Source organism: Paracraurococcus lichenis, assembly GCF_030657435.1.
In the GTDB taxonomy this organism is placed as follows: Bacteria; Pseudomonadota; Alphaproteobacteria; order Acetobacterales; family Acetobacteraceae; genus Paracraurococcus; species Paracraurococcus lichenis.
Map to the genome: position 1 here is coordinate 1 of NZ_JAUTWS010000023.1, position 26,951 is coordinate 26,951.

A 26,951-nucleotide genomic window follows, 5' to 3' on the forward strand; every position below is an offset into this window, starting at 1 on the left:
GGCTCCGGCCCGATCCGGGCTGTGGGACGGGCCGCCCTCGGGCGGCCCGTTCTGCGTTCGGGGGCCGGCCGTCACCCCCGCGGCGCCGGCCCTGCCGCCCGGTCGGCCCCCGCCGCGCGCCGCCGCCGGCCCGCCCGCTTCGCCAGCAGGTTCAGCCCCTCCACCCCCGCGGCGAAGGCCATGGCGGTGTAGACGAAGCCCTTCGGCACATGGAAGCCGAGGCCCTCGGCGACCAGCACCATCCCGATCATCACCAGGAAGGCCAGCGCCAGCATCACGACGGTCGGGTTGCGCTCCATGAAGCGCGAGAGCGCGTCCATGGACAGCAGCATCGCCAGCACCGAGACGACGATGGCGGTGGCGATCACCCAGAACTCCCGCGTCAGCGCGACCGCCGCCAGGATCGAATCCACCGAGAACACCATGTCCAGCAGCAGGATCTGGAAGACGGTCGGCCAGAAGGCGGCGGTCACCGCATCGGCGGCATGGCTCGCCTCGACGCTGTCGGGATCGACGCGGTGGTGGATCTCGATCGTCGCCTTGCCGATCAGGAAGAGCCCGCCGGCCAACAGGATCAGGTCCTTGCCGGAGATCTCGACCCCCAGGACCTCGAAGAGCGGCCGGGTCAGGGTCAGCAGCCAGCTCGTCCCCGCCAGCATGGCGAAGCGCAGCAGCACCGCGAGGCCGAGGCCGATCCGCCGGGCATTGACCCGCTGGTGCTCTGGCAGGCGGTTGGAGAGGATGGCGATGAAGACCAGGTTGTCGATCCCCAGCACCACTTCCATGCCGATGAGCGCGACGAGGGCGACGAGGAGTTCGCTGTCCATTCCGGCCTTGTCCCAGATTGCCGCGCTGTAACGCAAGCTCTCGCTCGGCGTTGCCGGGCTTGGATCGGCGCCTGGCCGCCCCAACTGCGGCAGGAACCCTGACGGAGTTTCGCCTCTTGGGCCCGATCGGCCAGTTCCTCCTTGGCCTCCGCCTCGCCCGGCGCGAGCTGCGCGGCGGCATCCGCTCGCTCCGCATCGTGCTCGCCTGCCTCGCCCTCGGCGTCGCCGCCATCGCCGCGGTCGGGACCCTCCGTGCCGCCATCGAGGCCGGGCTGGCCGCCGACGGCGCCCGCATCCTCGGCGGCGATGTCGAGCTGCGCAGCGGCAACCGACCGGCGACCGAAGCCGCCCGCGCCTGGATCGAGGCCCGCGGCGGCCGGGTCTCGGCGGTGGTGACGCTCCGCTCCATGCTGGTCGCGCCCTCGGGCGAGCGGATGCTGGTGGAGCTGAAGGCGGTCGACAAGGCCTGGCCGCTCTATGGCGCGCTCGAGCTCGATCCGCCCGTCGCCCTCGGCACGCCGCAGGAGATGAACGCCGTCCCGATCCTGCAGGCCCCGCCGGCCGCGGAGGCGGCGGCGGGCGAGCCGCGCATCGCCCTCGACCCGCTGGTCGCCGAACGACTCGGGCTTGCCGTCGGCGACCGGGTGCGGATCGGCGAGGCGAGCTTCCGCTTCGTCGCTCGCGTCGCGGCGGAGCCGGACAAGGCCACCACCCCCGCGCTCTTCGGCCCGCGCGCCCTGATCACCGAGGCGATGCTGGCCCGCACCCAGCTCCTCCAGCCCGGCGCCCTGGTGCAGCACGACCTCCGCATCCGCCTGCCGGAGGGCGCCTCCCGCGCCCGCTTCGCGGCCGACCTCCGCAGCGCCTTCGCCGGGGAGGGCTGGCGCATCCGCACCGCCGACCAGGCGGAGCCGGGGGTGAACCGCTTCCTCGACCGCGCCGCCGCCTTCCTGACGCTGGCCGGGCTGACGGCGCTGCTGGTCGGCGGCATCGGCGTCGCCACCGGCGTGCGCGGCTGGCTCGACGCCAGGGCGCGGTCCATCGCCACGCTCCGCTGCCTCGGCGCGCCTTCCGGCATCATCTTCCTGACCTACCTGATCCAGGTGCTGGCGCTGGCCGGGCTCGGCATCCTGGCCGGGCTGCTCGGCGGCTATGGGCTGACCTGGCTGGCGGCGCAGGCGCTCTCGGGAAGCCTGCCGGTGCCGCCGCGCCTCGCGCCCTATCCGGCGCCGCTGGCCCTGGCCGCGCTCTACGGGCTGCTGACGGCGCTCGCCTTCGCCCTCTGGCCGCTCGGCCGGGCCGCCCGCATCTCCGGCGCGGCGCTGTTCCGGGATGCGGTGCAGCCGGCGGGCGCGGTGCCCTCCTGGGCCATCATCGGGCTCAACCTCGCGGCGGCGGCAGCGCTGGTCGCGCTCATCGTGCTGACCTCCGGCGACCCGGCCTTCGCCCTCGGCTTCTGCGGCGCGGCGGTCGCCGCGCTGCTGCTCTTCCGCGGCGGCGCCTGGGCGCTGGCGGCGCTCGCCCGGCGGCTGTCGCATCTGCGGCGGCCGGCGCTCCGGCTCGGCCTCGCCAACCTGCACCGGCCGGGGGCGCCGACGGCACTGCTGGTCGTCTCCCTCGGCATCGGCCTGACCACGCTGGCCGCCATCGCCCAGATCGAGGGCAATATCCGCCGGCAGCTTGCGGCCGAGATGCCCTCCCGCGCCCCGAACTTCTTCTTCATCGACATCCAGTCGGACCAGGCGCAGCGCTTCGACGCAGTGGCGCGCGGCCTGCCGGGGGTGACGGAGGTGAAGCGCGTGCCGAGCCTCCGCGCCCGGATCGTGGCGGTGAAGGGGGTGCCGGCCGAGCGCGCCCCGGTTTCGGAGGACACCGCCTGGGCGCTCCGCGGCGACCGCGGCCTGACCTATGCCGCCCGCCTGCCGGAAGGCACGCGGCTCGTCGCCGGGTCGTGGTGGGCGGAGGACTACCGGGGCGAGCCGCTGCTCTCGCTCGACGCCAACCTCGCCCGCGGCTGGGGGGTGGGCATCGGCGACGCCATCACGGTGAACGTGCTCGGCCGCGACATCGACCTCAGGGTCGCCAACCTGCGGGCGGTGGACTGGCGCGGCCTCGGGATGAACTTCACCCTCATCGCCTCCCCCGGCCTGCTGGAGGCGGCGCCGCACACCCACATCGCCACGGTCCGGGGCGATGCGGCGCAGGACGCCGCGGTGCTGCGGGCGCTGACCGACGCCTTCCCCAACATCTCCGGCATCCGGGTGCGCGACGCGCTCGAGGCCGTGGCGGCCATCCTGGGCCGGGTCGGCACGGCGCTGACGGCGACCGGCAGCGTCACCCTGCTGGCCGGGCTGCTGGTCCTGGCCGGGGCGGTCGCGGCCGGGCAGCGGCAGCGGGTGCGGGACGCGGTGGTGCTGAAGACGCTGGGCGCGACCCGGGCGCAGATCCGCGCCGCCTGGATGGTGGAATATGCGCTGGTCGGGCTGGTCGCGGGGCTGCTGGCGGCGCTGATGGGCAGCGCCGCCGCCTGGGCGGTGGTGACGCAGGTGATGCGGGCGGACTGGGTGCTGCTGCCGGGGACGCTCGCGGCAACCGTGCTCGGCTGCGCCGCGCTGACGCTCGCCTGCGGGCAGGTCGGCACGGCGCTGGCGCTCCGGGCCCGGCCCGGGCCGCTGCTGCGGAACGAATAGGCGCGGGGGGCCTCGCGCTTCGTCACGCTTCGTGACATGAATGGATCGGGTGCGATGCCTACATCACGCCTGCCGGCGGCCCCGCGCGCCGGCGGGGGACCGGCCCGGTAACACGGAATACCGTTGAACCGGGTTACAAGATCTCCATATATTATGGCGCAGCGGGGATAGCCCCCTTTCGGAGGTTCGAGACACCTATGGCCCTTCAACCCGACTATCGATACCAGACGGGTGCGCCAGGCTGGGGTCGTGTGGCGACCGCTGACGCGGCCGCCGTCGATGCCGGGCTCCGGGCGTACATGCTCCGGGTCTACAACTGGATGGCCTCGGGGCTGCTGCTCACCGGCATCGTGGCGATGCTGGTGGTCAGCGTGCCGGCGATCCAGGAACTCTTCTATACCGTGGCGCGCACCGGCTCCGGCCGGCTCGTGGTGCAGCCGACGATCCTCTTCTGGGTCGCCGCCCTGTCGCCGCTGGCCTTCATCCTGGTCCTCAGCTTCGGCATCAACCGGCTGAGCAAGTCCACGGTCCAGGCACTGTTCTGGGTCTTCTGCGCCTGCATGGGCGCGAGCCTGAGCAACCTCGCCTGGCGCTACACCGGCGCCTCGATCGCCAGCACCTTCTTCGTCACGGCCGGCATGTACGCGGCGGTCAGCCTCTATGGCTACACCACCAAGGCCGACCTGACGCGGATGGGCAGCTTCCTGCTGATGGGCCTGATCGGCATCATGATCGCGGGCATCGTGAACATCTTCCTGGCGAGTTCCGCGCTGCAGTTCGCCATCAGCATCCTCGGCGTGCTGGTCTTCCTCGGCCTGACGGCCTTCGATACCCAGCGCATCAAGGCGGACTACATCGAATACGCCTATGCCGCGGGCACGGAGGAGGCCGGCAAGCGCAGCGTCATGGATGCGCTCGGGCTCTACCTGAACTTCATCAACCTCTTCCAGTTCCTGCTGCAGCTCATGGGCGTCCGGCAGGGCGAGGAGTGATCGGGCGGGCCACAAGGCCGGCGGATCGCAGCCCCGGGGGTCCTCCCCCGGGGCTTTTTTCTGGGTCTATCCTGGCGGCCCAGCCCGGAGCGCCCGCATGACCGCCCGTCCCCCGCTGCCGCCCTACACCGCCGAGACCGCCGCGCAGAAGGCGCGGGCGGCGGAGGATGCCTGGAACAGCCGCGACCCGGACCGCGTGGCGCTCGCCTATACCGAGGACAGCCGCTGGCGGAACCGCGCCGAGTTCTTCACGGGGCGCGAGGCGATCGCCGCCTTCCTCCGCCGCAAATGGGCGAAGGAGCTGGACTACCGCCTGATCAAGGAGGTCTGGGCCTGGCAGGGCAACCGCATCGCCGTCCGCTTCGTCTATGAGTGGCACGACGACAGCGGGACCTGGTTCCGCAGCCATGGGAACGAGAATTGGGAATTCGACGCCGACGGCCTGATGGCGCAGCGCCATGCCAGCATCAACGATGTCCCGATCCGCGAGGCCGAGCGGCAATTCCACTGGCCGGCGCCGGGCCCGCGGCCGGCCGACCATCCGGGGCTGACGGTGCTCGGCCTGTAGCGCCGGGCGGACTGTGCCGATGAGCCATGCGCATCACCACCACGGGCGCGCGCACGGCCACGACCATGCGCACGGGCATGACCATGGCCACCATGACCACGCGCCCGGGGCCGGCCATCACCACGGTCCGGCGCCGGGGGAGCGCGGCTTCGTCCCGGCCATCAGCCTCAACCTGGGATTCGTGGTGCTGGAGGCGGCGGCGGGGCTCGTCGGCGGCTCGCTCGCCCTGCTGGCGGATGCCGGCCACAACCTCTCGGACGTGCTCGGCCTCGTGCTCGCCTGGGTCGCCGCGCGGCTCACGCGCCGGCTGCCGACCGGCCGGCGCACCTATGGCTGGCACCGCGGCACCATCCTGGCCGCGCTCGGCAATGCCATGCTGCTGCTGGTCGCGGTCGGGGCGATCGGCCTCGAATCCGTCCAGCGGCTGCTCGCGCCGGAGCCGGTGGCGACCGGCCTCATGCTCTGGGTCGCCGCCGCCGGCATCGTGGTGAATGCCGGCACCGCCCTGCTCTTCGCCCGCGGGCGGGAGGCGGACCTGAACCGCCGCGGCGCCTACCTGCACATGGTCGCCGATGCCGGCGTCTCCGCCGGGGTGGTGGTCGGCGCGCTGCTGATCCAGGCGACGGGGTGGCAATGGGTGGACCCGGTGCTCGGCCTGCTCATCGCCGCCGTCATCCTCTGGGGCACCTGGGGCCTGCTGCGGGAGAGCATGGACCTTGCCATGGATGCGGTGCCGGCCGGGATCGACCCGACGGCCGTGCAGGACTTCCTGGCGGCCCAGCCGGGCGTGCGGGAGGTGCACGACCTGCATATCTGGCCGCTCTCGACCACCGAGACAGCGCTGACCGCGCATCTGGTCCGGCCCGAGGCCGGGCCGGACGATGCCTTCCTGACCGGCCTCTGCGGCGAACTCCGGGCGCGTTTCGGCATCGGCCATGCGACACTGCAGGTCGAGAGCGGCGACCCCGCCCATCCCTGCGCCCTGGCGCCGGCCGAGACGCTGTAGCCGCCGGCACAACCCGGCCCCTCCGCCCGCGTTCCGACGGGAACGGCGAGAGGAACCCGGCATGCGCGCTCTGGTCTGGCACGGCCCCAAGGACATCCGCTGCGACAGCGTCCCCGACCCGCGGATCGAGGCGCCGCGGGACGCCATCATCAAGGTGACCTCCTGCGCCATCTGCGGCTCCGACCTGCACCTCTATGACGGCTTCATGCCCGGCATGAAGAACGGCGACGTCATGGGCCACGAGACCATGGGGATCGTCGAGGAGGTCGGGCCGGAATGCACCAACCTCAGGAAGGGCGACCGGGTCGTCATCCCCTTCACCATCATCTGCGGCGACTGCGACCAGTGCCGGCGCGGCAATTTCAGCGTCTGCGAGCGGTCGAACCGCAACAAGGACCTCGCCGACAAGGTCTTCGGCCATACCACCGCCGGCCTCTTCGGCTACACGCACCTGACCGGCGGCTATCCGGGCGGCCAGGCGGAATACCTCCGCGTGCCCTTCGCGGACCGGACGCATATCAAGGTGCCGGAGAGCCTGACGGACGAGCAGCTTCTGTTCCTGTCGGACATCTTCCCGACGGGCTGGCAGGCCGCGGTGCAGTGCGACATTGAGCCGACGGACACCGTGGCGATCTGGGGCTGCGGCCCGGTCGGGCAGATGGCCATCCGCAGCGCCATCCTGCTCGGCGCCCGGCAGGTCATCGCCATCGACCGGGTGCCGGAGCGCCTCTCCATGGCGCGGGCCGGCGGCGCGATCACGCTGAACTTCGAGGAGGAGAGCATCGTCGAGCGGCTGAACGAGCTGACGCATGGCAAGGGCCCGGAGAAATGCATCGACTGCGTCGGGCTCGAGGCGCATGCGACGGCGACGCTCGATTCCATGTATGACCGCGCCAAGCAGGCGGTCATGCTGGAGACCGACCGGCCGCATGTGCTGCGGGAGATGATGTATGTCTGCCGTCCCGCCGGCACGCTCTCCATCCCCGGCGTCTATGGCGGGCTGCTCGACAAGATCCCCTTCGGCATGGCGATGAACAAGGGCCTGACCTTCCGCATGGGCCAGACGCATGTGAACCGCTGGACCGACGACCTGCTGCGGCGGATCGAGCAGGGGCAGATCGACCCTTCCTTCGTCATCACCCACCGCATCGGGCTCGAGCAGGGGCCCGACATGTACAAGACCTTCCGCGACAAGCAGGACAGCTGCATCAAGGTGGTGATCCGGCCATGAGCGCGCGTAAGGACGGCACCCTCGCCACCGCCAGGGCGCTCGGCTGGTTCAGCATCGGCCTCGGCCTGGCGGAGGTCCTCGCGCCGCAGGCGCTCGCCCGCGGCCTCGGCATGCGGGGCCATGAGCGGCTGATCGCCAGCTACGGCGCGCGGGAGATCGCCACGGGGATCGGCATCCTGAGCGCGCGGGACCCGACGCCCTGGATCTGGGGCCGCGTCGCCGGCGATGCGCTCGACATCGGCACGCTGGCGACGGCGCTCGATGGCCACAACCGGGCGCGGGGGGCGGCCGGCGCCGCCCTCGCCGCGGTCGCCGGCGTCACGCTGCTGGACCTGCTCTGCGGCCGGGCGCTGTCGGCGCGGCGGCAGGCGCGCCGGATCGCGCGGCGACGGGACTATGGCGACCGCAGCGGCCTGCCCAAGCCGCCCGGTGACATGCGCGGCGCGGCGCGCGACTTCGAGGTGCCGCGCGACTTCCGGACGCCGGAGGCGTTGCGCCCCTGGACCAGCGCGGCCTGAGCCTGCCGCCGAATTCGCGCTCTCATGGAGAGGCCGGGCATACCCTGGAGATGCCCGGTCTCTTCGCGCGGGGGCCTTCGGCCCCCGACCGCTATGGCAAGGCGCTGGACGCTGCCTGGGGCTCCCGCACCGCGACCGGCCGCGCCCGCGCCACGTCCCGCGCCGGGCGCCGCGGCCGCTGCGTCTGCAGCGCCCGGGGCAGCCTGCCGCCGAGCGCGGCCAGCGCCACGCCGCCATAGGCCAGCGCTCCCGCCCCGACCGCCGCCAGCAGCCGCGGCCAGCCCGCCAGGTCCAGCCCCTCCTGCACCGCCAGCACCGCCGCCACCATCACCACCGCCGCGGCCAGGCCGGGCAGCAGCCGGCCCAGCAGCCAGGGCAGCGAGCGGTCCAGTGTCCGCAGCACGACCACGGCCAGCACCGGCGGCAGGGCGAGGGAGGGCACGGTCCAGGCCAGCGCCGCGCCCTCCGGCGTCTCCGGCCCGGTGAGCAGCAGCACGGCCAGCGGCAGCGCCAGCGTCGCCACCGCCACCCGGAAATTCCAGCGCGCCTTGCCGAGCGCGACGAAGAGGCTGGTGGTGTCGCCATAGAGGAAGGTGAGCGTCGCGCCGAGCGCGACGACCTGCGCCGCCCCCGCCATGCCTTCCCAGCGCGGGCCGAGCAGCAGCGCCACCACGTCGGGCGCTGTCAGCGCGATGCCGAGGCAGATCGGCAGCCCGAGCAGCGCCTGGAACTGCACCATGTCGCCATAGGTCTCGGCCAGCGCCTCAGGATCCTCCTGCAGGGCGCAGAGCCGCGGCATCGCGATGCGGGTGACGGTCTGCCAGACGATCCCGACCGCCGCATCGACCAGGCGGAAGGCGAAGTGGGAGACGGCGAGCACGCCCGGCACCACCGTCAGGCCGAGCGCCATGAGGAAGATGCGGTACTTGCCGGTCAGCACCGCGGCGCCGCCGAGTTGCGGCAGCGCGACCGGCCAGAGATCGGCGAGCGCCGCCCGGTCCAGCCGCGGCCGCAGCCCGGGGCGCCCGTGCAGCATCAGGAGGAAGGTGACGATGGTGGCGATGGCCTGCGCCGCGATCATGGCCCAGGCGCCGTAGCCCTGCCGCGCCAGGGCCAGGCCGACCGCCAGCGCGACCGGCTGGCCGAGCAGCAGCCGCGCCGAGAGCAGCCGGAAGCGCTGGTCGCGCAGGTAGAGGCCGGAGGCGGTCCCGGAGAAGGCCGAGAGGGGCAGCAGCGGCGCGAGGGCGAGGGCGAGCCAGGCGACCTCCGGCTCGCCGGAGGCCTCCGCCAGGAAGGGACCGAGCGCGGCGAGCAGGACGCCGCCCAGCGCCCCGAGCAGGACCGAGGCGGTCGCGGCGCTGTCGGCATGCCGGGGCTCGAGCCGTGCCAGCCGGACCAGCGCGTCGGGAAACAGCGCGCCGACCAGCACCTCCGCGATCAGGAAGGCGGCCATGGCGACGGTGCCGGTGCCCGCCGCATGCGGGCCGATGACGGCGCCGACCGCCAGCATGGAGACGAGCGAGAAGGCGGCCGCGGCCACGGTTTCGGCCAGGACCCAGATCGGCGCATGCGCCGAGGGGATACGAAGTTGCACGGGGGATGTCCAAGGCTGGGGCGATCGCCCCGCTGCACGGCGCCGCCTGCCCCGGGCCTGACCGGAGCATGGCCGCGAAGGAACGCCACGCCCGGGGGAGGCGCGACGCGACGCCGGGACGTCAGGGCGGAGTCAGGGCCTTGGCGATGGACATGCGGCTCACCTCGGGGGCTGGTCCGCGCCGCTTCGGGATGAAGTCGGGACCCGCTGCCAAACGTGCCGCGCCGCAGCAGGGTTTCCGAAGGCGCTGCAGCGTTCCGCCTGCGGTCGTCAGATCACCTGGTAGCGGGCCTTGGCGGCGCGCTCGATCGCGCCGGCGATGAGGCGGTCGAGGTCGAGGGCGATGCGGAAGTCCTGCAGGAATTGCAGTTCGCCCTGGGAGGCCTCGCCATCGGCGGCCGCGACCTCGCAGGCCAGCAGATAGGCGGTCTCCCGCAGCCGCTGCGGCAGCGCGTCGCGGATCAGGTTCATGGCGCGGTCCAGCCCGTCCTCCCGGGCCAGCAGGCCGAGGCAGGTCTCGGTCACGCTGGCGATGTTGGTCGGGTGGAAATCGCTGAAGACCGGCAGTTCCTGCACCAGGCGGGACATCATCCCGACCTCGGCATCGGTCATGTTGCGGTCGGAGGCCGCCATGAGGACCATGGCGCAGACCAGCGCTTCCTGCGGATTGAACCGGGTGTTCGGCATGGGGCCTCGCTTCCGGGCACGGATCGGCCCGCTCCGCCCCGGTCCTCGCGCCGCCCCGCGCTCACGTCAATGATCAGTTCGGTAACATGCCTCACGGCTGATTCAGGAAATCGCGCGTCTCGGCCACGACCTCGCTGAGCCCGGTGCGGCGGACCGCCACGCCGGCCGGCAGGCCGGCCAGCAGGCGGGAGGGGCAGGAGCGGTCGAGCAGGACGAAGACCCCGCGGTCGTCGCCGCGGCGGATCAGCCGGCCGAAGGCCTGGCGCAGCCGGTGGCGGGCCAGGGCATCGTCATAGGCCGAGGGCGCGCCGCCCGAGAGGTGGAGGCGCCTCTCGCGATGCAGGATGGAGGGGCGGGGCCAGGGCACCCGGTCGAAGACCAGCAGCCGCAGCGACCGGCCCGGCACGTCGACGCCGTCCCGCATGGCATCGGTGCCGAGCAGGCAGGCATCCTCCTCCGCCCGGAAGACATCCACCAGGGTGGCGTTGTCCATGGCATCGACATGCTGGGCGTAGAGGGGAATCCCGGCGGCTTCCAGGGCCGGGGCCATGCGGTGGAAGCTCTCCCGCAGGCGGCGGATGGCGGTGAAGAGGCCGAGCGCGCCCCCGCCGGCCGCCAGGAACAACGCCTGCATCGCCGCCGCCACCTGGCCGGCGCGGGCCTTGTCCACATCGGTGACGACGAAGGCGCGGGTGCGGGCGGCATAGTCGAAGGGGGAGGGGACGGCGGCGCGGATGGCGGGTGCGGGCAGGTGGCTGGCGCCGGTACGCGCCTCGGCGGCGGCCCAGGCGGCCTCGGGCTCCTCCGCCAGGCCGGCATCCCGGAGGGTCGCGCTGGTGATCAGCAGGCCATGCGCCGGGGCGGCGACGCTGAGCGCGAAGGGGGTGGTCGGATCGAGCCAGTGGCGGTGCATGCCGGCATCGACCTCCCGCCCCTCCCGCCGCGTCAGGGCGAGCCAGTCCACGAATTCCCGCCGCTCCCCAGGGCCGGGCGGCGGGGCCTGCAGGGCGCGCAGCATGGCCTGCCAGGCGCGCAGCGGGATCAGGGCGCGGCGCTCGATCCCCTTGGCGGCCGTCTCGATGCGGATGCGGTCGCCGGTCTCGAGCTCCTCCACCTCGTCCTCGAGCCGCGCCATCAGGCGGTCCCGCAGCAGGACCAGCGGCTCCTCCAGGCGCTTCAGCGCGCGCCCCAGCGCCTCCGCCGCCTCGGGGATGTCCTCGCCGAGCGGGTGCAGGTCGCATTCGGCGTCGTAGAGCCCCTCCTCCTCCGGCGCGCGGGCCAGCACCTGGCGACGGACGGCGCGGAGGAAGGCCTCGGTCGGGTTCGCCGGCCGCTCGGCCGCCGCGGCGGCGAGGGCAGGGCGGTCCTCCCCGGCATCGTCGTCCTGCGCCGGGTCGTGCCGGGGCGGCCGCGGCGCCTCCGACAGCCGCGTCACCCAGCCGAGGCCGGGCAGGGCGCGGGCCGCCTGCAGTGCCGCCTCCATCGGTGCCAGCAGGTCCGGGATGTCGCCGGCCAGCTCCTCGATCCGCCGACGGAGCCCCCGCGCGCGGCTGCGGCCGCCCTCGGCGCCCAGCAGCCAGCGCCGCAGCTCCGCCGTCTCGGCCCCGGTGATGGCGGCGCTGAAGGCGGCGTCCGCCGCATCGAACAGGTGATGCCCCTCGTCGAAGACGTAGCGCAGCGGGCGGCCATCCTCCCCGCCGCCGAGCGCCGCCTGGACCATGACGAGGGCGTGGTTGGCGACGACCAGGCTCGCGGTGCGGGCGCGGCGGATCGAATGCTCGACGAAGCACTGCTTGTAGCGGCCGCAGGCGGAGCGGATGCACTCGCCGCGCCGGTCGGCCAGCGGCCAGATGGCATGCGGCCCGTGCAGCTCGGTGATCCAGCCCGGGAAGTCGCCGCCCATCAGGTCGCCGTCGCGCGTCGCCAGCGCCCAGCGGGCGACCAGGCCGAGGGGGACCGCCATGTCGGGCTGCCCGGCCTGGCCCAGCATCTCCTCCATGTTCAGGAGACACAGGTAGTTCTCCCGCCCCTTGCGGAGGACGACGCGGCGGCGGCGCTCCTCCGGCTCGGGGTAGAGTCGTCCCAGCTCCTGGTCGATCTGCCGCTGCAGGTTGCGGGTAAACGTGGAGATCCAGACGGGCGCGCCGTTGCGCTCCGCCCAAAGGGAGGCAGGGGCGATGTACCCGAGCGTCTTGCCAGTGCCGGTGCCGGCCTCGGCGAGGACGACATGCGGCGCACCCTGGTCTTCCCGTGGCGCAAAGGCGCCGGCGGCGGCCGAGGCATAGTCGGCCTGCTGCGGCCGCTGCTCCGCGCCCTCGCCGAGGATCTGGCCGAGGCGGGTGCGCGCCTCGGTGGGCGAGACGTCGAAGCTGGCCGGGGGCTGGGGCGGGCCGGGATCCTCCCAGTCCGGCAGGCGGCGCCAGACCTTGTAGGGATCGAGGCTCGGCTTCGGCTCGCCGGCGCCGAGCGCCGCCAGCACCGCCTCGGCCCAGGGCCAGGCGGCGGCCTTCTGCATCTGCGCCGCCAGGATGCCGGCATCGCGGTTCAGCGGCGTGCCGCGCCCGGCGGCGAGGCGGCGGAGCAGGATCGTCGCCATCTCAGGCAGCAGCGCCGCGGCGGCCGCATCGTCCGGCGGCACATCGAGCTCGAGCGCCATGGCGAGGCCGCGCGGCGTCGGCGCCGCCGGCCGGGCCGGCAGGCAGAAGGCGAAGAGCTCGAGCAGGTCGAAGCAGGCATCGAAGCGCGGCAGGTCGAGGCGGCGGGCGGTGGCCGGGCCATGCACCAGCAGGGGCGGGCCAAGCTCGCCGAGCCGCCGGTGCAACTCGGCCGCGGAGAGCTCCAGCAGCTCCCCGTCCGGGGTCAGCAGCGTGCCACGGCCATGGCCCGCGACGAGGGCCGGGGCATCGGGGAGCAGCAGGCGGGGAGGGAGGGCCATGGAGTCGTCAGGGTAGCGCAGCCCGCGGCATCGGTCGCGGGCGGCGTGGCGCCGCCCGGGCATGCGCGGGGCGGGAGGGCGCGCCGCGCGGTATCCCCGGCAGCGCCGGCGCGTTGTCGCAGCCGGCACCGGGCGGTCCGGTCCGCCGGCCCTGCGAGGAGACCCGATGCGATCCTGGCGACACGCGGCCCTCGCCCTCGGGCTGCTCGCCGCAGCCGCGTCGCGCGCGGCGGCGCCGGAGGCCTGCCCCGCCCCGGGCGACGGCCGCGACCGGACCTACCGCAACGAGCGCTACGGCGTCCTGATGCGCTACCCCTCAGTCTTCGCGCTCGACGCGGACAGCATCCCGGCGTTGGGGGACAGCGCCCGCTTCTGGACGGCGGACCGGCGGGCGACCGCCGTGGTGAACGCGGCGAGGACAAGTGGGACCCAGAGCCTGGACCGGCTCCTGGCCGAGGCCGAGGAGGACATCCTCCGCAACAGCCACGGCGAGATCACCTATCGGCGCCGCCGCGACAACTGGTTCGTGTTCAGCGGCTATATCCTCGGCCGCATCTTCTACAGACGCAGCTTCCTCGCGCCGGACGGCACCGTGGCGACGCTCTGGATGGAGTTCCCGCGCGCGCTGCGCCCCTGCCTGGAGGCGGCGGTGACGACCATGTCGCTGTCCTTCCGCCCGATGTAGCGACGCACCGGGCGGAAGGCGCAGCGGATCAGCGATAGACGAACTCCGGCCCATCCAGGTCGATCTTCGGGAACTCGTCCTTCTCCCGCCAGTAGTCCTGGGTGTGCTGCCATTCGTACTTGGCGCCACGCTTGGGCAGCAGGTGCATCCCGCGCATCAGGTAGCCCGGGTTGAAGTTCTCCGGGTCGATCCAGGGCAGGATCTCCATGTCGGCATCCTCGGGCCGCAGCGCGACCTCGACCCGCTGCGTGCCCTTGGCCTCCATGTGCTTGAGCAGCCGGCAGACAAAGTCGCCGACCAGGTCGGCGCGCAGGGTCCAGCTCGCGCGGAAATAGCCGAAGACCCAGGCCATGTTCGGGACGCCGGTGAACATCATGCCGCGATAGGTCACCGTCTCATGGAAGGCGAGCGGCTTGCCGTCGATGGCGAATTCGATGTCGCCCAGCACGTTCAGGTGGAAGCCGGTGGCAGTGACGACGATGTCCGCCTCCAGGTGCCGGCCCGACTTGAGCTGGATGCCGGTCTCGTCGAAATGCTCGATCTCGTCGGTGACGACCGAGGCCTCGCCGCGTGCCACCGCCTGGAACAGGTCGGCATCGGGGACGAGGGCGATGCGCTGCCGCCAGGGCCGGTAGCTCGGCGTGAAATGCGTGCCGATGTCGTAGTCGGGGCCGAGGATGCTGCGCAGATTGGCCAGCATCTCCGCCTTCACCTGCTCCGGCTCCTTGAAGCAGCGCTCGGTGAAGAGCGACTGCTCCAGCAGGATCTTGCGGCGGACGATCTCGTGGATCCAGGCCTCCTCGACGCCGAGGGTGCGCAGCTCCTCCGCCAGCTCGATCGCATTGCGGCCGGTGCGGAAATAGGTGGGCGAGCGCTGCAGCATCGTGACATGCGCCGCCTTGCCCGCCATGGCCGGGACGATGGTGGCCGCCGAGGCGCCGGAGCCGATGACGATCACCCGCTTGCCCGCATAGTCCAGCCCTTCCGGCCAAGTCTGCGGATGCACGATCCGGCCCTTAAAGGCGGCCACGCCGGGCCATTCCGGCGTGAAGCCCTCGGCGTGCCGGTAGTAGCCCTGACACATCCAGAGGAAGTTCGCGGTGATCACGACAGGCGCGCCGGTCGCGGCGTTCGTCGCCTCGATGGTCCAGCGGTTCTCGGCGCTCGACCAGCTCGCGCTGCTGATCTTGTGGTTGTAGCGGATATGGCTGCCGAGGCCGTTCTCCTCGATCACCTCGCCCATGTACTTGCGGATCTCGTCGGCGGTGGCGATGGGCGGGCCGACCCAGGGCTTGAAGCGGTAGCCGAAGGTGTGCAGGTCGCTGTCGCTGCGGATCCCCGGATATTTGTGCGTCCACCAAGTGCCGCCGAAGGTCTCGGCAGCCTCGAGCACGACGAAGCTCTTGTCCGGGCACTGCGTCGTCAGGTGATAGGCGCCGCCGACGCCGGAGATGCCGGCGCCGACGATCAGGACGTCGAAATGCTCGGCGGAGCGCGTGGCGGGCCTTTCGAGGGTCTCTGCCTCGGACATCAGGGATCGTCCTCCTGCGGAATGGTTGGCGGCATCGGGGCCGCGTCTCGGCGCATTGCAGCATGCCGCGTGGGGCCGCGAACAGCCCCGCGATGGCGGCGCGGAGCCTCGGGGCCGGATCGGCGGGGTGCCTTGATATGGCGCAAGGCGGTCGGCCGTCCAAGCGTGACGCCGGAACGGTGGCCCGTCTCGCCCGATCGGGACGGGTCGTTGCGCCGGACCGGCGGAGGCCGGCGGCGCCGGCCGGGTGCCGCTCCTCCGTCCGACGCTCCGCCAGGGCTCGGCGCCGCCTGTCCCGGCAGCCCGCTCAGCGCGGCAGGTCGCCGGGCAGGCCGAAGGCGTCGGGATAGCCGAAGAGCCCGGCCTGGCCGCCGGTGTGCAGGAACACCAGGTTCTGGTCGCGGCCGAAGGCGCCCTTGCCGATCAGGTCGATCAGCCCGGCCATGCCCTTGCCGGAATAGACGGGGTCGAGGAGGATGCCCTCCTGCTCCGCCACCAGCCGCACGGCCTCGACCATGCCCTGGGTCGGGAGGCCGTAGCCCTGGCCGACATAGTCGCAATTGGCGACGACGTGCTCGGGCTTCACCAGTGGCGGCAGGCCGAGATGGGCGATGGTCCGCTCGGCCAGCGCGAGCACATTCGCCTCCTGCTTCGGCTTCGGCGCGCGGACGCCGATGCCGAGCACGGGGATGCCGCTGTTGAGCGCGACCAGCCCCGCCACCAGCCCGGCCTGGGTGCCGGCGCTGCCGGTCGCATGCACCACATGGTCGATGCGCAGCCCCATGTCGGAGGCCTGGGTCACCAGTTCCTGCGCCGCATTGACGTAGCCCAGCGCGCCGATGGGGTTGGAGCCGCCGCCCGGGATGACATAGGGCCGCCGGCCGGCGGCGCGCATCTCCTCCGCGACCGTCTCCATCTCCGCCTGCATGTCCGCGCCGCCGGGGCGGCGGGAGACGGTCGCGCCGTGCAGCTTGTCCATCAGCACGTTGCCGGAGCGCGCATAGGCCGGGTCGGTATAGCCGGTCCGGTCCTCCAGCAGGATGTGGCAGGCCAGGCCGAGCCTGGCGCAGGCGGCGGCGGTCTGCCGGGCGTGGTTGGACTGGGTGGCGCCCTGGGTGATGACGAGGTCCGCCCCTTGCGCGAGCGCATCCGCCATCAGGAACTCGAGCTTGCGGGTCTTGTTGCCGCCGGTCGAGAGGCCGGTGCAGTCGTCCCGCTTGATCCAGAGCTTCGGCCCGCCGAGGTGTTTTGTCAGTCTCTCCATCGGCTCGAGCGGCGTCGGCAGGTGGCCGAGCCGGACGCGCGGGAAGCGGGCGAGGTTCATGGGGGCGGTTTCCTCCGGCGAAGGGGCGCGGGTCACGCGAGCGCTGCAGGGGCAGCCTCCGGATGGTCTAGCCGCGATCGGCGCAACGGGCGAGGCGCCGGGCCGGGCACGGGGATCAGCCCACTCAGACAAGCTCCCGCGACGCCTGCGCCACGCCGGCCTGCTGGCCGTCGCGCGCGGCAGCCTGCGGCACCGGCGCGGTCTCCGGCATCGCCGCCCAGGCGAGCGCCACGGCGCCAAGCCCCGCCCCGGCCAGGGCGGTGAAGGCCACCCCGGCGCCGAACTCCGCCGCGAGGAAGCCCGCGGCCGCCGTGCTGACCGTGGCGCCGAGGCCCGCGGCGAGGCCGAACAGGCCCATGCAGGTATTGAACCGGTTGCTGCCGCGCGTCAGGTCCGCCGCGAGCAGCGGCACCAGCACGCCGAGCGCCGCCGCGCCGATGCCGTCGAGCGCCTGCACCAGCACGAGCCCGACCGGATGGTGGACGACCGCGAGCAGCAGTCCGCGCACCGGCAGCGCGGCGAGGCCGAGCAGCAGCACCAGCCGCCGCCCGCGCCGCTCCGCCAGGCGGCCGATCCAGGGCGAGATCGCCGCGACGACGAATTGCGGCACGACGATGCAGGCGGCGATGACCAGGTTGGCCATAGCGCCGGTGCGCGCCGTGGCCTGGGTGCCCGCAAGCGGCAGCATGGCCGCGTTCGACAGCGCGAAGAGCGCGCAGCAGCCGGAGAAGACCAGTACGCCGCGGCTGCGGAGCAGGTCGCGCAGGCCGCCGCGGCCGGTCGCCTCGGCGGGTCGCTGAACGGCCGCCTCCCCCTGCGCGAGGTCGCCGGCACGGATCCAGGACAGGGCCAGCATGGCCGGCAGGGTCAGGGCGGCGGTCAGCCAGAACACCGCCGCGCCCGAGATCCAGGCGCCGGCCGCCCCCATCACCCCCGCTGCCACGCCGTTGCCGAGGGCGCGGTAACGTGCGTTCCGCCCCAGCCGCTCCCCGAGCGCGGCGCGCCCGACCAGCACGAGGCTGATCGCCGCGACCGCGGGCGTGAGGACGCAGGAGGCGAAGCCGTGCAGCACCTCGGCCACCAGCACCGGCAGCGTGGCCGGCCAGGTCGCCAGCAGCAGGGCGCTGAGCGCGAGGCTCAGCAGGGCAAGGAGGGCGGCGAGGCGCTTGCGCGGCGTCGCATCCACCAGCGCCCCCGCCGGCACCTGGCTGACCAGCGCGGTGAAGGTGCCGAGGCTGAGCGCCAGCCCGACGCTGAACTCCGTCCATTCCTGCGCCGTCAGGTAGACGGCGATGAAGGGGCCGAAGCCGGTCTGGACATCGGCGACGAAGAGGTTGAGCCAGTCGAGCCCCCGCTCGCTGCGGCGCTGCGCCATGCGCCGGCTAGTCCCGCGTCGCATCGGGGGGCTCGGCCACCGGCGGGCCCGGCGGCGGCTCGGGCGGCGCGGCGGCGACGAGCGGGCCGTCGGCCTTGAACTCGGGGAAGTTCTTCAACTGGTCCGGGCCGAGGGCGAGGGTGATGGCGCCCGCCTGCCGGTCGGGCGCGAAGCGCAGCGCCCGCCAGACGACCGCGATGCGCCGCTTGCCGACGCCGAGGAAGCCGCCGTAGTCGAGGATGGCGGCTTGCGGCTGGCCCGCGGCATCGACCAGCAGGTTCACGATCTGCGCCACCACCTGCCCGTCCGGGCTGGTCACGTCGCGCCCGAGGAGGCGGAGCACCGTGCCCGCGGGGATCGTCTCGCTGGCGGCCGGCGGCGCGGCCTGCGCCGCAGGCGGGGTCGGCGGTGTGGCTGGTTGCGGGGTCGGCTGGGCGGCGGGCGGCGCGGGCTGATCCTGCGCCCGCGCGGCCGGCGGCCCGGCCAGGAGGAGGGCGGCGGCTGCGGCGGCAAGGCCTGGCCAGGACCACCGGAGGGCGCTCGGCCCGCCGGTGCCGCGCCGCTGCGCCGCATCCCGCCGGACCGGGCGGCCAGGTGGCGGGCAGACCTCGAGCGTCGCGGTGACCATCATGCCCTCCGTTGCGCGAGGTGATGCCTGGGGAAGAACAGCGCTGTGCCGAAGGCGTTCCCGGTTGCCGGCCGGACCGGGACCGGCCAAGGGGCGGCACCCCGGGCATTGCCGCGGGCGGGGCCGCTGCCCCGCAACCGGAGCGGCGGACCGGCCCAGGCGCGATCCGGCACGCTTCGCACCGGGGCCTGGGGATCGGTTGTTGCCCGGCGCCTGCCCGGCCTCATGGCGGCGCGCGGTCCGGCCGTCGCGCCCTGGGAAGCCTGCGGGGCGGCATCGGTCGCCGGATCGTGGCGCCGGGACGATCGCCCGCGGCGGATCAGGGCCGGCATGGGCGGCGGCCCTGGGACCGCGAAGGGCCGGGTGCCGCCCACGGGGGCGCCCGGCATGCCGGGCGTCAGCCCAGCGTCATCCGCTCCGCGATCTGCACTGCGTTCAGCGCTGCCCCCTTCAGGAGCTGGTCGCCGCAGAGGAAGAAATCGAGGCCGCACTCGCCGAAAACCGGGTTGGCCCGGATCCGCCCCGCCTCGACATCGTCCTGCCCGGTCGCGGTCAGCGGCATCGGGTAAAGCTTCTGGGCGGGGTCGTCCACGAGCTTGACGCCGGCCGCCTTGGCCAGCACGGCCCGCGCCGCCTCGGGCGTCACGGGACGCTCGGTCTCGATCGTCACGGCCTCGGCATGGACGCGGAAGGTCGGGATGCGGACCGCGGTGCAGGAGACGAGGAGGTCCGGCACCCCCATGATCTTCCGGCTCTCCCAGGCGACCTTCATCTCCTCCCGCGTGTAGCCATTGGGCTGGAACGTATCGATCTGCGGGATGACGTTGAAGGGCAGCGGCCAGGCGAAGACCGAGTTCCCGGGCTTGCCGCCTTCCAGCAGCACCCGGCGGCTCTCCTGCTCGAGCTCCTGCATGCCCTCGGCGCCGGCGCCGCTGGCGGCCTGGTAGGTGGAGACGATCACCCGCTTGAGGCCGAATTCCCGGCGCAGCGGCTCCAGCGCCACGACCAGGATGGCGGTGGTGCAGTTCGGGTTGGCGATCAGCTTGTGGTTGCCGATCGCATCCGCGTTCACCTCCGGCACCACCAGCGGGACATCCGCCTCCAGGCGCAGGGCGGAGGAGTTGTCCACCACGGCCACGCCCTCGGCCGCCAGTGCCCGGGCATGCGCCTTGGCGAAGTCGCCGGAGACGGCGAGCAGCGCCAGGTCGAGGCCCTTGGCCGCCGCCGGGGAGAATTCCTCGATGGTGACCTCGCCCCAGGGGGTCGCCTGCCGGGTGCCGGCACTGCGGGCGGAGGCGAAGAGTTTCAGCTCGGTCACCGGGAAGCGGCGCTTGCCCAGCACCTCCACCAACTCCTTCCCGACCGCGCCCGTAGCCCCGATCACGCCGACCCGCATGACACCTTTCCTTCACGAGGAATGGACCCTGTAGCGCGAACCTCACGGAATCGCCACTTCGGAGATGGCGTGGCTGCCCTGCCGCGGGCACCGGGCTCCCGGCAACCCGGCCGGCCTGCCGCGTTGACCCCGCCGCCCCGCCCTGCCATCTGCCGCTGCATGAGCGCCGATCCATCCCTCCGCAACGTCAAGGCCTGGCCCTTCGAGGAGGCCGCCAAGGTCGCCGACCGCCTGGCGGCCGCGCCGAAACCGGAGGGCGCCCTCTTCGAGACCGGCTATGGCCCCTCCGGCCTGCCGCATATCGGCACCTTCGGGGAGGTGGCGCGCACCACCTGGGTCATGCGGGCCTATCAGCGGCTCACCGGCCAGGCGGCGAAGCTGATCGCCTTCAGCGACGACATGGACGGCCTCAGGAAGGTGCCGGACAACGTCCCGAACAAGGCGATGCTGGCCGAGCATCTGGGCCGGCCGCTGACCGCCATCCCCGACCCCTTCGGCACCCATCCGAGCTTCGGGGCGCACAACAACGCAAGGCTGCAGGCCTTCCTGGATGCCTTCGGCTTCCAGTACGAGTTCGCCTCCTCCACCGACTACTACCGGGGCGGGCGGTTCGATGCGGCGCTGCTGCGCATGGCGGAACGGCACGAGGCGGTGAGGAAGGTCATCCTCCCCACCCTCGGTGCGGAACGAAGGGCCACCTATTCGCCTTTCCTGCCCATCCATCCGGAGACGGGCGTGGTCATGCAGGTGCCGATGGAGGAGGTGCGCCCCGGGGACGACCTCCTGGTCTGGATCGATCCCGCGACGGGCAGGCGCCACGGCACCCGCATCACCGGCGGCGGCTGTAAGGCGCAGTGGAAGGCGGACTGGGCGCTGCGCTGGTACGCGCTCGGCGTCGACTACGAGATGTCCGGCAAGGACCTGATCGACAGCGTGAAGCTCTCCGGCGCGATCTGCCGCATCCTGGGCGGCACCCCGCCGGTCGGCTTCACCTACGAGCTCTTCCTCGACGAGCACGGGCAGAAGATCAGTAAGTCGAAGGGCAACGGCCTGACCATCGAGGAATGGCTGCGCTACGCCCCGAACGAGAGCCTGGCGCAGTTCATGTACCAGGCGCCGCAGCGGGCGAAGCGGCTGTTCTTCGATGTCATCCCGCGCGCGGTCGACGAGTACCTCGCGAATCTCGAGAAGCTGAAGGCCCAGCCGGAGCCGACCAACCCCGCCTTCCACATCCACAACGGCGGCAGCAACGACCCGGGCTCGCCCGTCTCCTTCGCCATGCTGCTGAACTTGGCCAGCGTGGTGAATGCCGACGACCCAGCCATCCTCTGGGGCTTCGTCCGCCGCTACGCGCCGGACGTCACGCCCGAGAGCCACCCGATGCTGGCGCGCATGGCCGAATACGCCGTCGCCTATTACCGCGACTTCGTCGCGCCCGCGAAGACGCATCGCCCACCGACCGAGGTCGAGCGCGGCGCGCTCGAGGACCTGCTGCAGGTGCTCCGCAGCCTGCCGGAGGACAGCGACGCCGAGGCGATCCAGAACCTCCTCTACGAGGTCGGCAAGCGGCATGCCTTCGCCAATCTCCGCGACTGGTTCGGCTGCCTGTACCAGGTGCTTCTCGGCCAGCAGGAGGGGCCGCGCTTCGGCGGCTTCGTCGCGCTCTACGGCATCCCCGGCACCATCGGCCTGATCGAGACGGCGCTGGCCCGCGAGGCCGACGCGGCGTGACCAGCCGCTTCGCCTGGCTGCGCCGGAACGGCCCCGCCGTCTTCGGCCTGGCCCTGCTGGCCGGCGCCATCTATGTCGTCCAGCGGGAGTTCCGCGACCTCTCGGTCGCCGACATCCGCAAGGCCATGGCGGCGATCCCGCCGGCCGCACTCTGGTCCGCCGCCGGCTGGACGGTGCTCGCCTATCTCGTGCTGGCGATCTACGACAAGCTCGGCTCGGTCTATGCGGGGCGGCCGGTCTCCTGGCCGAAGAGCTTCTTCGCCTCCTTCTGCGGCTACTCGCTGGCGCACAACCTCGGCTTCGCCGCGGTCTCCGGCGCCGCGGTGCGCTACCGGCTCTACTCCGCCTGGGGTCTCTCGCCGCTCGAGATCGCCAAGGTGGTCGGCTTCACCAGCCTCACCTACGGCCTCGGCGGCATGGCGCTCGGCGGCCTCGTGCTGGTCTTCGAGCCGGAGGTGGTGCCCTGGTTCGGCACCCACCTGCCGCGCTGGGGCCTGCAGGCCTGTGCGCTCCCGCTCTGGGGCATCGTCGGGACCTACATCGTCCTCAGCCGCTTCAAGCAGCATATCCGCGTCTTCGGCCACCAGCTCGACCTGCCCGGGCCGCACATGGCGCTGATGCAGACCGGCCTCGCCACGGTGGACGTCGCGGTGACGGCGGCAATCTTCTACACCCTGCTGCCGGCGGCCGAGGGGCTGACCTTCCTCCGCTTCGTCGGCATCTACCTCGCCGCCTATACCGCCGGCATCGCCGCGCATGTGCCGGGCGGCCTCGGCGTCTTCGACGGCGCCGTGCTGATCGGCCTGCAGCCCTATCTCGGCGCGCCGGAGGTGATCGGCGCCCTGCTGGTCTTCCGGCTCTACTACTACATCATACCCCTCTTCATTTCGGGCTCGCTCTTCGTCGGCTTTGAGATCGGCCAGCGCCGCGCCGTGCTCGACCGCATCACCGCCCTCGGGCGGGGGAGCGAGACGCTGGAGGTGCCGGCCATCGCCTCCCTCGTCGCGCTGGCCGGCGCGCTGCTGATCTTCCTCGGCGCCCTGCCCACCAAGGGGACGATCATCGAGGAATGGGCCGGGCACATCGCCGCGCTGGCCTCGCATTTCGCCGCCTCGGTCGTCGGCTCCCTGCTGCTGGTCATGGCCTATGGCCTGCTGCGGCGGCTGACCATCGCCTGGGGCCTCAGCCTCTTCCTGCTGCTGAACGGCGCCGCCATCGCCTGGGTGCGCGGCGAGGACTGGTGGCTCTGGGGCGCCTTCCTGCTGCTGGCGCTGCTGGTCGCGCTGGTGCGCGGTGCCTTCTACCGCGACAGCCGGTTGGTGCGGGAGCCGCTGTCGCAGGAGGCGCTGGTGCCGCTGCTGGCCGTCGCGGCCTGCGGCATCACCCTCGCCCTCGTCGCCTATGGCGGCCGCGTCTCCGAGGCCTCCTGGTGGGAGGTGGTCTTCACCGAACTGGCGCCGGACAGCCTGCGCTTCACCGTGGGGCTGACGGCGGTGCTGCTGCTGGTCGGCATGGTGCGGCTGCTGCGGCCGGCGCGGCTGCGGCCGGCGGCCTGGGACGGGGAGACGCGGGCGCGCCTGATCGCCCTCGGCGCCCTGGCGCCGCTTGAGGCCGATGGCGCGGTGTTCGGCGAGAACGACCGCGCGGGTTTCGCCTTCCTCAAGCGCGACGGCGTCTGGCTGGCGCTGGGCGACCCGACGGGGGAGCGGCGGGACGCCATCTCCGCCATTTGGCGCTTCCGCGACCTCTGCGAGCGGGCGGGCGTCGATCCGGCCTTCTGGCGGGTCGGGCGCGACTACCTGCGGATCTATGCCGATATCGGCCTGCACGCAGTCCCGCTGCGGGAGCGGGAGGAGGCCCGGCCCTGCTACCTCGCGCTGCGCGCCGAGCGGGACTTCGAGAGCCTGGGCCCGCTGCTGCCGCCCGAGATGCGGCGCGCGGCGGAGGTGGCGCCGGCGCGGAGCCGGGCGGCCTGAGCAAACCCCTCGGGGTTTGCGCTGCAACAAGACCCTGAGCAGGCTTTCGCTTCAAAGGGTTGGGCCGCACGAAATGTGGCCCAACCCGCGAAGGTCTGCCTAGTCGGAGGCCAGCTTCAGGTGCTGCAGCAGCAGCACCGTCTTGGCGTCCACGATCTCGCCGCGGCGGACCATCCGCCAAGCCTCCTCCAGCGGCAGTTCCAGCACCTCGATCTCCTCGCCCTCCTCCGGCAGGCCGCCGCCGGGGCCGAGGCGGCTGGCGGGCGTATAGGTCGCGGTGAAGAGGTGGACCTTCTCCGCCACCACGCCCGGGCTGGAGTAGAGGGCCATGACCGACCGCAGCGCGGAGAGCCGGACGCCCATCTCCTGCTCGGCCTCCTTGCGGACCGTGCCCTCGGGATCCTCGCCGGGATCGACGAGGCCGGCACAGGCCTCGACCAGCCGCGGGCCGTCGCCGCCCAGCAGCGCGGGCAGGCGGAATTGCCGGATCAGCAGCACCGTGCCGCGCTGCGGGTCGTGCGGCAGCACCGCCGCGGCCGGGCCCATGGCATAGACCTCCCGCACCAGGTGCTGCTCGCGCCCGTCCCGCCGGCGCTGGCGCAGCCGGTAGCGCCGCAGCGGCCGCCAGCCCTCGGCCAGCGTCTCCACCGTCTCGATCTCGACCTCCGCCATGCCCGCACCCCTCTCCGCCCCCGCTGCAACGGCGCCGTCATGCCGGCGTTCGCCCGGGACAACGCCAGGGAGAGGAAGGGCATGGAGCCTCGCCAGACCGACGACGACACGGCCTCCCGCATCATCGTCTCCGGCCACCAGGTGGATGTCGGCGAGACGCTGCGCGGGCACGCGATGGAGCAGCTCGAGGCGCTTGCCGCGAAGTATTTCGGCGGGGCGGAGGACATCACCTGCACCTTCTCCCGCACCGGCAAGGGCGGCTTCGGCTGCACCATCCGCGTCCATAGCGGCAAGGGCCTGCATTTCGACGGGGAGGGCGAGAACAGCGCCGCGCCCGTCGCCTTCAACCAAGCGCTGGAGCGCGTGGCGAAGCAGCTACGCCGGCGCAAGCGGGAGCTGCGGGAGGACAAGGCGGTGAACCCGACCCGCGACGGGGTTCTGTAGGACAACCGAGGCCCGGGCGGAGGCGGTCGGATATCGTGACCCTCCGGTCGGGCCCGCGGCCGGACCGCCCCTGGCGCCCGCCCGCCATCCTTGCGATGGATCATGGCCATGGCGCCCGGCCCGCCCAACCCTGCCGCCCGCCTCGCGTTGCGGCCGGGCGGGCCAGGACGGCGCCGCCAAGAGGGGAGGGACGGAGATGGCGGACCAGAACACCGGCAGCGGGCCGGCCGCGGGCTTCGGCGCGATCCCGGGTGCGGAGGCGATGCTCGCCTCGCTCGCCTCCTGGACCGCGGCCATGCCGACGGCGCCGACGGCCATGCTGAGCGACGCCGCGGTCGCCGAGACGCTGCGCCAGGCCAAGGCGCTGGTCGACCGCGACCCGCTGCTGAAGGCGGTCGATTCCATGTGGAACGCCAACCCGCTGCGGGAAGTGATCCCGGTCGACTGGGCGGAGGTCGCCCGCGCGCTGCGCATCGTCTGGATGCAGTCGCTGGCCGATCCCGCCGCGACCATCGCCTCGGCCGCCGCGCTCGGCGCCAATGTCTTCCGCGCCGCGCTCGATGCCTGGGCGGAGGCCGGGCAGCGCTGGCTGGGCGACGGCACGCCGGACGGCAAGCCCGCCGCCGACAAGCGCTTCGCGGCACCGGAATGGCAGGCCAACCCGGTCTTCCGCACGCTGAAGGAGGCCTATCTGCTCGCCTCCGAATGGCTGCTGAAGCGGGGCCACGAGGCGCCCGGCCTCGATCCGGCGGAGCGGCAGCGCGTCGAGTTCCACCTGCGGCAGTTCATCGATGCGATGAGCCCGACGCTCATGCTGGCGAGCAACCCCGTCGCGCTGAAGCGGGCCATGGAGACCGGCGGCGCGAGCCTCGCCAGCGGCACGCGCAACCTGCTCGACGACCTGCAGGCCGGGCGGCTCTCCATGGTGGACGAGACGGCCTTCGCGCCCGGCCGCAACCTGGCGCTGACGCCGGGGAAGGTGGTGCACCGCAACCGGCTGGTCGAGCTGATCCAGTACGCCCCGCAGACCGAGACGGTGCACAGCCGCCCGATCCTGATCCTGCCGCCCTGGATCAACAAGTTCTACATCATGGACATGCAGCCGAAGAACAGCCTGATCGGCTTCCTGGTGAAGCAGGGCTTCACCGTCTTCGTCGTGTCCTGGAAGAACCCCGACGCCTCGATGGAGGGCATCTCCATCGAGGACTACATGGATCTCGGCGTGCTCGAGACCAGCGACGTGGTGCGCGACATCACGGGCAGCGAGACGCTGAACGTCATGGGCTACTGCATCGGCGGCACGCTGCTGGCGATGGTCCTGGCCTGGCTGGCCGCCGAGGGCGACCGGCGCTTCAACGCCGTCACCTTCATGGTCTCGCTGCAGGACTTCTCGCGCGTCGGCGACACCGCGGTCTTCCTCGGCGAGGGCGCGATCGACGCGATCGAGGCGCAGATGATGCAGCGCGGTTATCTCGACAGCCGCGAGATGTCGAACATGTTCAACCTGCTGCGCTCGAACGACCTGATCTGGGCGAATGTCGTCAACAACTACCTGCTCGGCGAGAAGCCGCCGGCCTTCGACCTGCTCTACTGGAACAGCGACGGCACGCGCATGGCGCGCAACGCGCATGCCTGGTACCTCCGCAACACCTATGTCGAGAACAACCTGATGCGGCCGGGCAAGGTGGCGCTGAAGGGCCAGCCGCTCGACCTCGGCACCATCACCCAGGACATCTACGCCGTCGGCGCCGAGAAGGACCACATCGTGCCCTGGGACGCGGCCTGGCAGATCAGCCGGCTCGCGGGCGGGAAGGTGCGCTACATCCTCGGCTCCTCCGGCCACATCGCGGGCGTCATCAACCCGCCGGGCGGCAAGGGCAGCTACTGGACCAACGACGATGCCGGCGTGAAGACCGCCGAGCAGTGGCGGCGCGGCGCCCGCAAGCATGACGGGAGCTGGTGGACCGACTGGTCCGCCTGGCTGGCCGCGCGGTCGGGCAAGCGGGTCGCGCCGCCGCCGCTCGGCGGCAATTCGCACCCGCCGCTCGGCGACGCGCCGGGCAGCTATGTGCTGGAGAAATAAGGCGCGGCAGGCACGGACGGGCCGGGCTTGGGCGGGGCGCACCGGCGCTCCGCCCGAG

General features: G+C 72.8%; 21 protein-coding genes. 11 read left to right on the forward strand and 10 right to left on the reverse strand.

Features of this window, described 5'->3' with window-relative positions; all coding sequences use genetic code 11:
• Positions 1-71 precede the first annotated feature (71 nt).
• Entirely contained in the window at positions 72-827 is a 756-nt protein-coding gene (locus Q7A36_RS21555) for a TerC family protein (protein WP_305105812.1), read from the reverse strand.
• A gap of 116 nt (positions 828-943) precedes the next feature.
• On the opposite strand from Q7A36_RS21555, the gene Q7A36_RS21560 reads away from it, so the two are divergent.
• The 6 genes from Q7A36_RS21560 to Q7A36_RS21585 all read left to right on the forward strand — a co-directional run bounded on the left by Q7A36_RS21560 (position 944) and on the right by Q7A36_RS21585 (position 7,832).
• Positions 944-3,517, forward strand: a complete 2,574-nt coding sequence (locus Q7A36_RS21560; protein ID WP_305105813.1) for an ABC transporter permease — start codon at positions 944-946, stop codon at positions 3,515-3,517.
• Between the two features lie 197 nt (positions 3,518-3,714).
• Positions 3,715-4,509, forward strand: coding sequence for a Bax inhibitor-1/YccA family protein (locus Q7A36_RS21565; RefSeq protein ID WP_305105814.1), 795 nt, complete (start codon positions 3,715-3,717; stop codon positions 4,507-4,509).
• A 97-nt stretch (positions 4,510-4,606) separates the two neighbouring features.
• Entirely contained in the window at positions 4,607-5,077 is a 471-nt protein-coding gene (locus tag Q7A36_RS21570; RefSeq protein ID WP_305105815.1) for a nuclear transport factor 2 family protein, read from the forward strand.
• A 19-nt stretch (positions 5,078-5,096) separates the two neighbouring features.
• The gene (locus Q7A36_RS21575) at positions 5,097-6,083 is read left to right on the forward strand and encodes a cation diffusion facilitator family transporter (protein WP_305105816.1); all 987 of its coding nucleotides are present in this window, start codon (positions 5,097-5,099) and stop codon (positions 6,081-6,083) included.
• A gap of 61 nt (positions 6,084-6,144) precedes the next feature.
• Complete coding sequence (locus tag Q7A36_RS21580; RefSeq protein WP_305105817.1) at positions 6,145-7,314, forward strand: zinc-dependent alcohol dehydrogenase; 1,170 nt, start codon at positions 6,145-6,147, stop codon at positions 7,312-7,314.
• Positions 7,311-7,832, forward strand: a complete 522-nt coding sequence (locus Q7A36_RS21585) for a cyclase dehydrase (RefSeq protein WP_305105818.1) — start codon at positions 7,311-7,313, stop codon at positions 7,830-7,832. The genes Q7A36_RS21580 and Q7A36_RS21585 overlap by 4 nt, the downstream gene beginning before the upstream one ends.
• Before the next feature lie 91 nt (positions 7,833-7,923).
• On the opposite strand, the gene Q7A36_RS21590 is transcribed toward Q7A36_RS21585, so the two are convergent.
• The 3 genes from Q7A36_RS21590 to Q7A36_RS21600 all read right to left on the reverse strand — a co-directional run bounded on the left by Q7A36_RS21590 (position 7,924) and on the right by Q7A36_RS21600 (position 13,048).
• Positions 7,924-9,426: an oligosaccharide flippase family protein gene (locus Q7A36_RS21590; RefSeq protein ID WP_305105819.1), complete on the reverse strand. Its 1,503-nt coding sequence runs from the start codon at positions 9,424-9,426 to the stop codon at positions 7,924-7,926.
• Between the two features lie 270 nt (positions 9,427-9,696).
• Positions 9,697-10,113: a tellurite resistance TerB family protein gene (locus tag Q7A36_RS21595; RefSeq protein WP_305105820.1), complete on the reverse strand. Its 417-nt coding sequence runs from the start codon at positions 10,111-10,113 to the stop codon at positions 9,697-9,699.
• 91 nt (positions 10,114-10,204) lie between these two features.
• Entirely contained in the window at positions 10,205-13,048 is a 2,844-nt protein-coding gene (locus Q7A36_RS21600; protein WP_305105821.1) for an ATP-dependent DNA helicase, read from the reverse strand.
• Positions 13,049-13,214: 166 nt separating this feature from the next.
• Between Q7A36_RS21600 and Q7A36_RS21605 the strand changes: the two genes are divergently transcribed.
• On the forward strand, positions 13,215-13,733 hold the full coding sequence (locus Q7A36_RS21605) for a hypothetical protein (protein ID WP_305105822.1): 519 nt from the start codon (positions 13,215-13,217) through the stop codon (positions 13,731-13,733).
• Positions 13,734-13,761: 28 nt separating this feature from the next.
• Here the strand turns inward: Q7A36_RS21605 and Q7A36_RS21610 are convergent, their stop codons facing one another.
• The 5 genes from Q7A36_RS21610 to Q7A36_RS21630 all read right to left on the reverse strand — a co-directional run bounded on the left by Q7A36_RS21610 (position 13,762) and on the right by Q7A36_RS21630 (position 19,987).
• A complete protein-coding gene (locus tag Q7A36_RS21610; protein WP_305105823.1) occupies positions 13,762-15,264 on the reverse strand; it encodes a flavin-containing monooxygenase in 1,503 nt (500 codons plus the stop codon).
• Between the two features lie 307 nt (positions 15,265-15,571).
• Complete coding sequence (gene cuyA / locus Q7A36_RS21615; RefSeq protein WP_305105824.1) at positions 15,572-16,588, reverse strand: D-cysteate sulfo-lyase; 1,017 nt, start codon at positions 16,586-16,588, stop codon at positions 15,572-15,574.
• A gap of 124 nt (positions 16,589-16,712) precedes the next feature.
• Entirely contained in the window at positions 16,713-17,963 is a 1,251-nt protein-coding gene (locus tag Q7A36_RS21620) for an MFS transporter (RefSeq protein ID WP_305105825.1), read from the reverse strand.
• A gap of 7 nt (positions 17,964-17,970) precedes the next feature.
• Positions 17,971-18,594, reverse strand: coding sequence for a PRC-barrel domain-containing protein (locus tag Q7A36_RS21625; protein ID WP_305105826.1), 624 nt, complete (start codon positions 18,592-18,594; stop codon positions 17,971-17,973).
• Positions 18,595-18,988: 394 nt separating this feature from the next.
• Positions 18,989-19,987 carry an aspartate-semialdehyde dehydrogenase gene (locus tag Q7A36_RS21630; protein ID WP_305105827.1) on the reverse strand — a complete coding sequence of 333 codons (999 nt, stop codon included), beginning with the start codon at positions 19,985-19,987 and terminating at the stop codon, positions 18,989-18,991.
• 159 nt (positions 19,988-20,146) lie between these two features.
• On the opposite strand from Q7A36_RS21630, the gene Q7A36_RS21635 reads away from it, so the two are divergent.
• Together Q7A36_RS21635 and Q7A36_RS21640 are read left to right on the forward strand one after the other, a co-directional pair.
• Positions 20,147-21,718 carry a lysine--tRNA ligase gene (locus Q7A36_RS21635; RefSeq protein ID WP_305105828.1) on the forward strand — a complete coding sequence of 524 codons (1,572 nt, stop codon included), beginning with the start codon at positions 20,147-20,149 and terminating at the stop codon, positions 21,716-21,718.
• Entirely contained in the window at positions 21,715-23,694 is a 1,980-nt protein-coding gene (locus tag Q7A36_RS21640; protein ID WP_305105829.1) for a phosphatidylglycerol lysyltransferase domain-containing protein, read from the forward strand. The genes Q7A36_RS21635 and Q7A36_RS21640 overlap by 4 nt, the downstream gene beginning before the upstream one ends.
• A gap of 99 nt (positions 23,695-23,793) precedes the next feature.
• Here Q7A36_RS21640 and Q7A36_RS21645 read toward each other — a convergent pair whose 3' ends face one another.
• Complete coding sequence (locus tag Q7A36_RS21645; protein ID WP_305105830.1) at positions 23,794-24,366, reverse strand: NUDIX domain-containing protein; 573 nt, start codon at positions 24,364-24,366, stop codon at positions 23,794-23,796.
• An 81-nt stretch (positions 24,367-24,447) separates the two neighbouring features.
• On the opposite strand from Q7A36_RS21645, the gene Q7A36_RS21650 reads away from it, so the two are divergent.
• Together Q7A36_RS21650 and Q7A36_RS21655 are read left to right on the forward strand one after the other, a co-directional pair.
• On the forward strand, positions 24,448-24,810 hold the full coding sequence (locus Q7A36_RS21650) for an HPF/RaiA family ribosome-associated protein (RefSeq protein ID WP_305105831.1): 363 nt from the start codon (positions 24,448-24,450) through the stop codon (positions 24,808-24,810).
• 196 nt (positions 24,811-25,006) lie between these two features.
• A complete protein-coding gene (locus Q7A36_RS21655; RefSeq protein WP_305105832.1) occupies positions 25,007-26,893 on the forward strand; it encodes a PHA/PHB synthase family protein in 1,887 nt (628 codons plus the stop codon).
• Positions 26,894-26,951: the final 58 nt, after the last annotated feature.

Excerpts from the sequence above, each read along its gene's own strand:
- Q7A36_RS21555 (WP_305105812.1), bottom strand. The coding sequence starts at position 827 with ATGGACAGCGAACTCCTCGTCGCCCTCGTCGCGCTCATCGGCATGGAA.
- Q7A36_RS21565 (WP_305105814.1), top strand. The coding sequence starts at position 3,715 with ATGGCCCTTCAACCCGACTATCGATACCAGACGGGTGCGCCAGGCTGG.
- Q7A36_RS21570 (WP_305105815.1), top strand. The coding sequence starts at position 4,607 with ATGACCGCCCGTCCCCCGCTGCCGCCCTACACCGCCGAGACCGCCGCG.
- Q7A36_RS21575 (WP_305105816.1), top strand. The coding sequence starts at position 5,097 with ATGAGCCATGCGCATCACCACCACGGGCGCGCGCACGGCCACGACCAT.
- Q7A36_RS21580 (WP_305105817.1), top strand. The coding sequence starts at position 6,145 with ATGCGCGCTCTGGTCTGGCACGGCCCCAAGGACATCCGCTGCGACAGC.
- Q7A36_RS21585 (WP_305105818.1), top strand. The coding sequence starts at position 7,311 with ATGAGCGCGCGTAAGGACGGCACCCTCGCCACCGCCAGGGCGCTCGGC.
- Q7A36_RS21595 (WP_305105820.1), bottom strand. The coding sequence starts at position 10,113 with ATGCCGAACACCCGGTTCAATCCGCAGGAAGCGCTGGTCTGCGCCATG.
- Q7A36_RS21600 (WP_305105821.1), bottom strand. The coding sequence starts at position 13,048 with ATGGCCCTCCCTCCCCGCCTGCTGCTCCCCGATGCCCCGGCCCTCGTC.
- Q7A36_RS21605 (WP_305105822.1), top strand. The coding sequence starts at position 13,215 with ATGCGATCCTGGCGACACGCGGCCCTCGCCCTCGGGCTGCTCGCCGCA.
- Q7A36_RS21610 (WP_305105823.1), bottom strand. The coding sequence starts at position 15,264 with ATGTCCGAGGCAGAGACCCTCGAAAGGCCCGCCACGCGCTCCGCCGAG.
- cuyA (WP_305105824.1), bottom strand. The coding sequence starts at position 16,588 with ATGAACCTCGCCCGCTTCCCGCGCGTCCGGCTCGGCCACCTGCCGACG.
- Q7A36_RS21620 (WP_305105825.1), bottom strand. The coding sequence starts at position 17,963 with ATGGCGCAGCGCCGCAGCGAGCGGGGGCTCGACTGGCTCAACCTCTTC.
- Q7A36_RS21625 (WP_305105826.1), bottom strand. The coding sequence starts at position 18,594 with ATGATGGTCACCGCGACGCTCGAGGTCTGCCCGCCACCTGGCCGCCCG.
- Q7A36_RS21630 (WP_305105827.1), bottom strand. The coding sequence starts at position 19,987 with ATGCGGGTCGGCGTGATCGGGGCTACGGGCGCGGTCGGGAAGGAGTTG.
- Q7A36_RS21635 (WP_305105828.1), top strand. The coding sequence starts at position 20,147 with ATGAGCGCCGATCCATCCCTCCGCAACGTCAAGGCCTGGCCCTTCGAG.
- Q7A36_RS21645 (WP_305105830.1), bottom strand. The coding sequence starts at position 24,366 with ATGGCGGAGGTCGAGATCGAGACGGTGGAGACGCTGGCCGAGGGCTGG.
- Q7A36_RS21650 (WP_305105831.1), top strand. The coding sequence starts at position 24,448 with ATGGAGCCTCGCCAGACCGACGACGACACGGCCTCCCGCATCATCGTC.
- Q7A36_RS21655 (WP_305105832.1), top strand. The coding sequence starts at position 25,007 with ATGGCGGACCAGAACACCGGCAGCGGGCCGGCCGCGGGCTTCGGCGCG.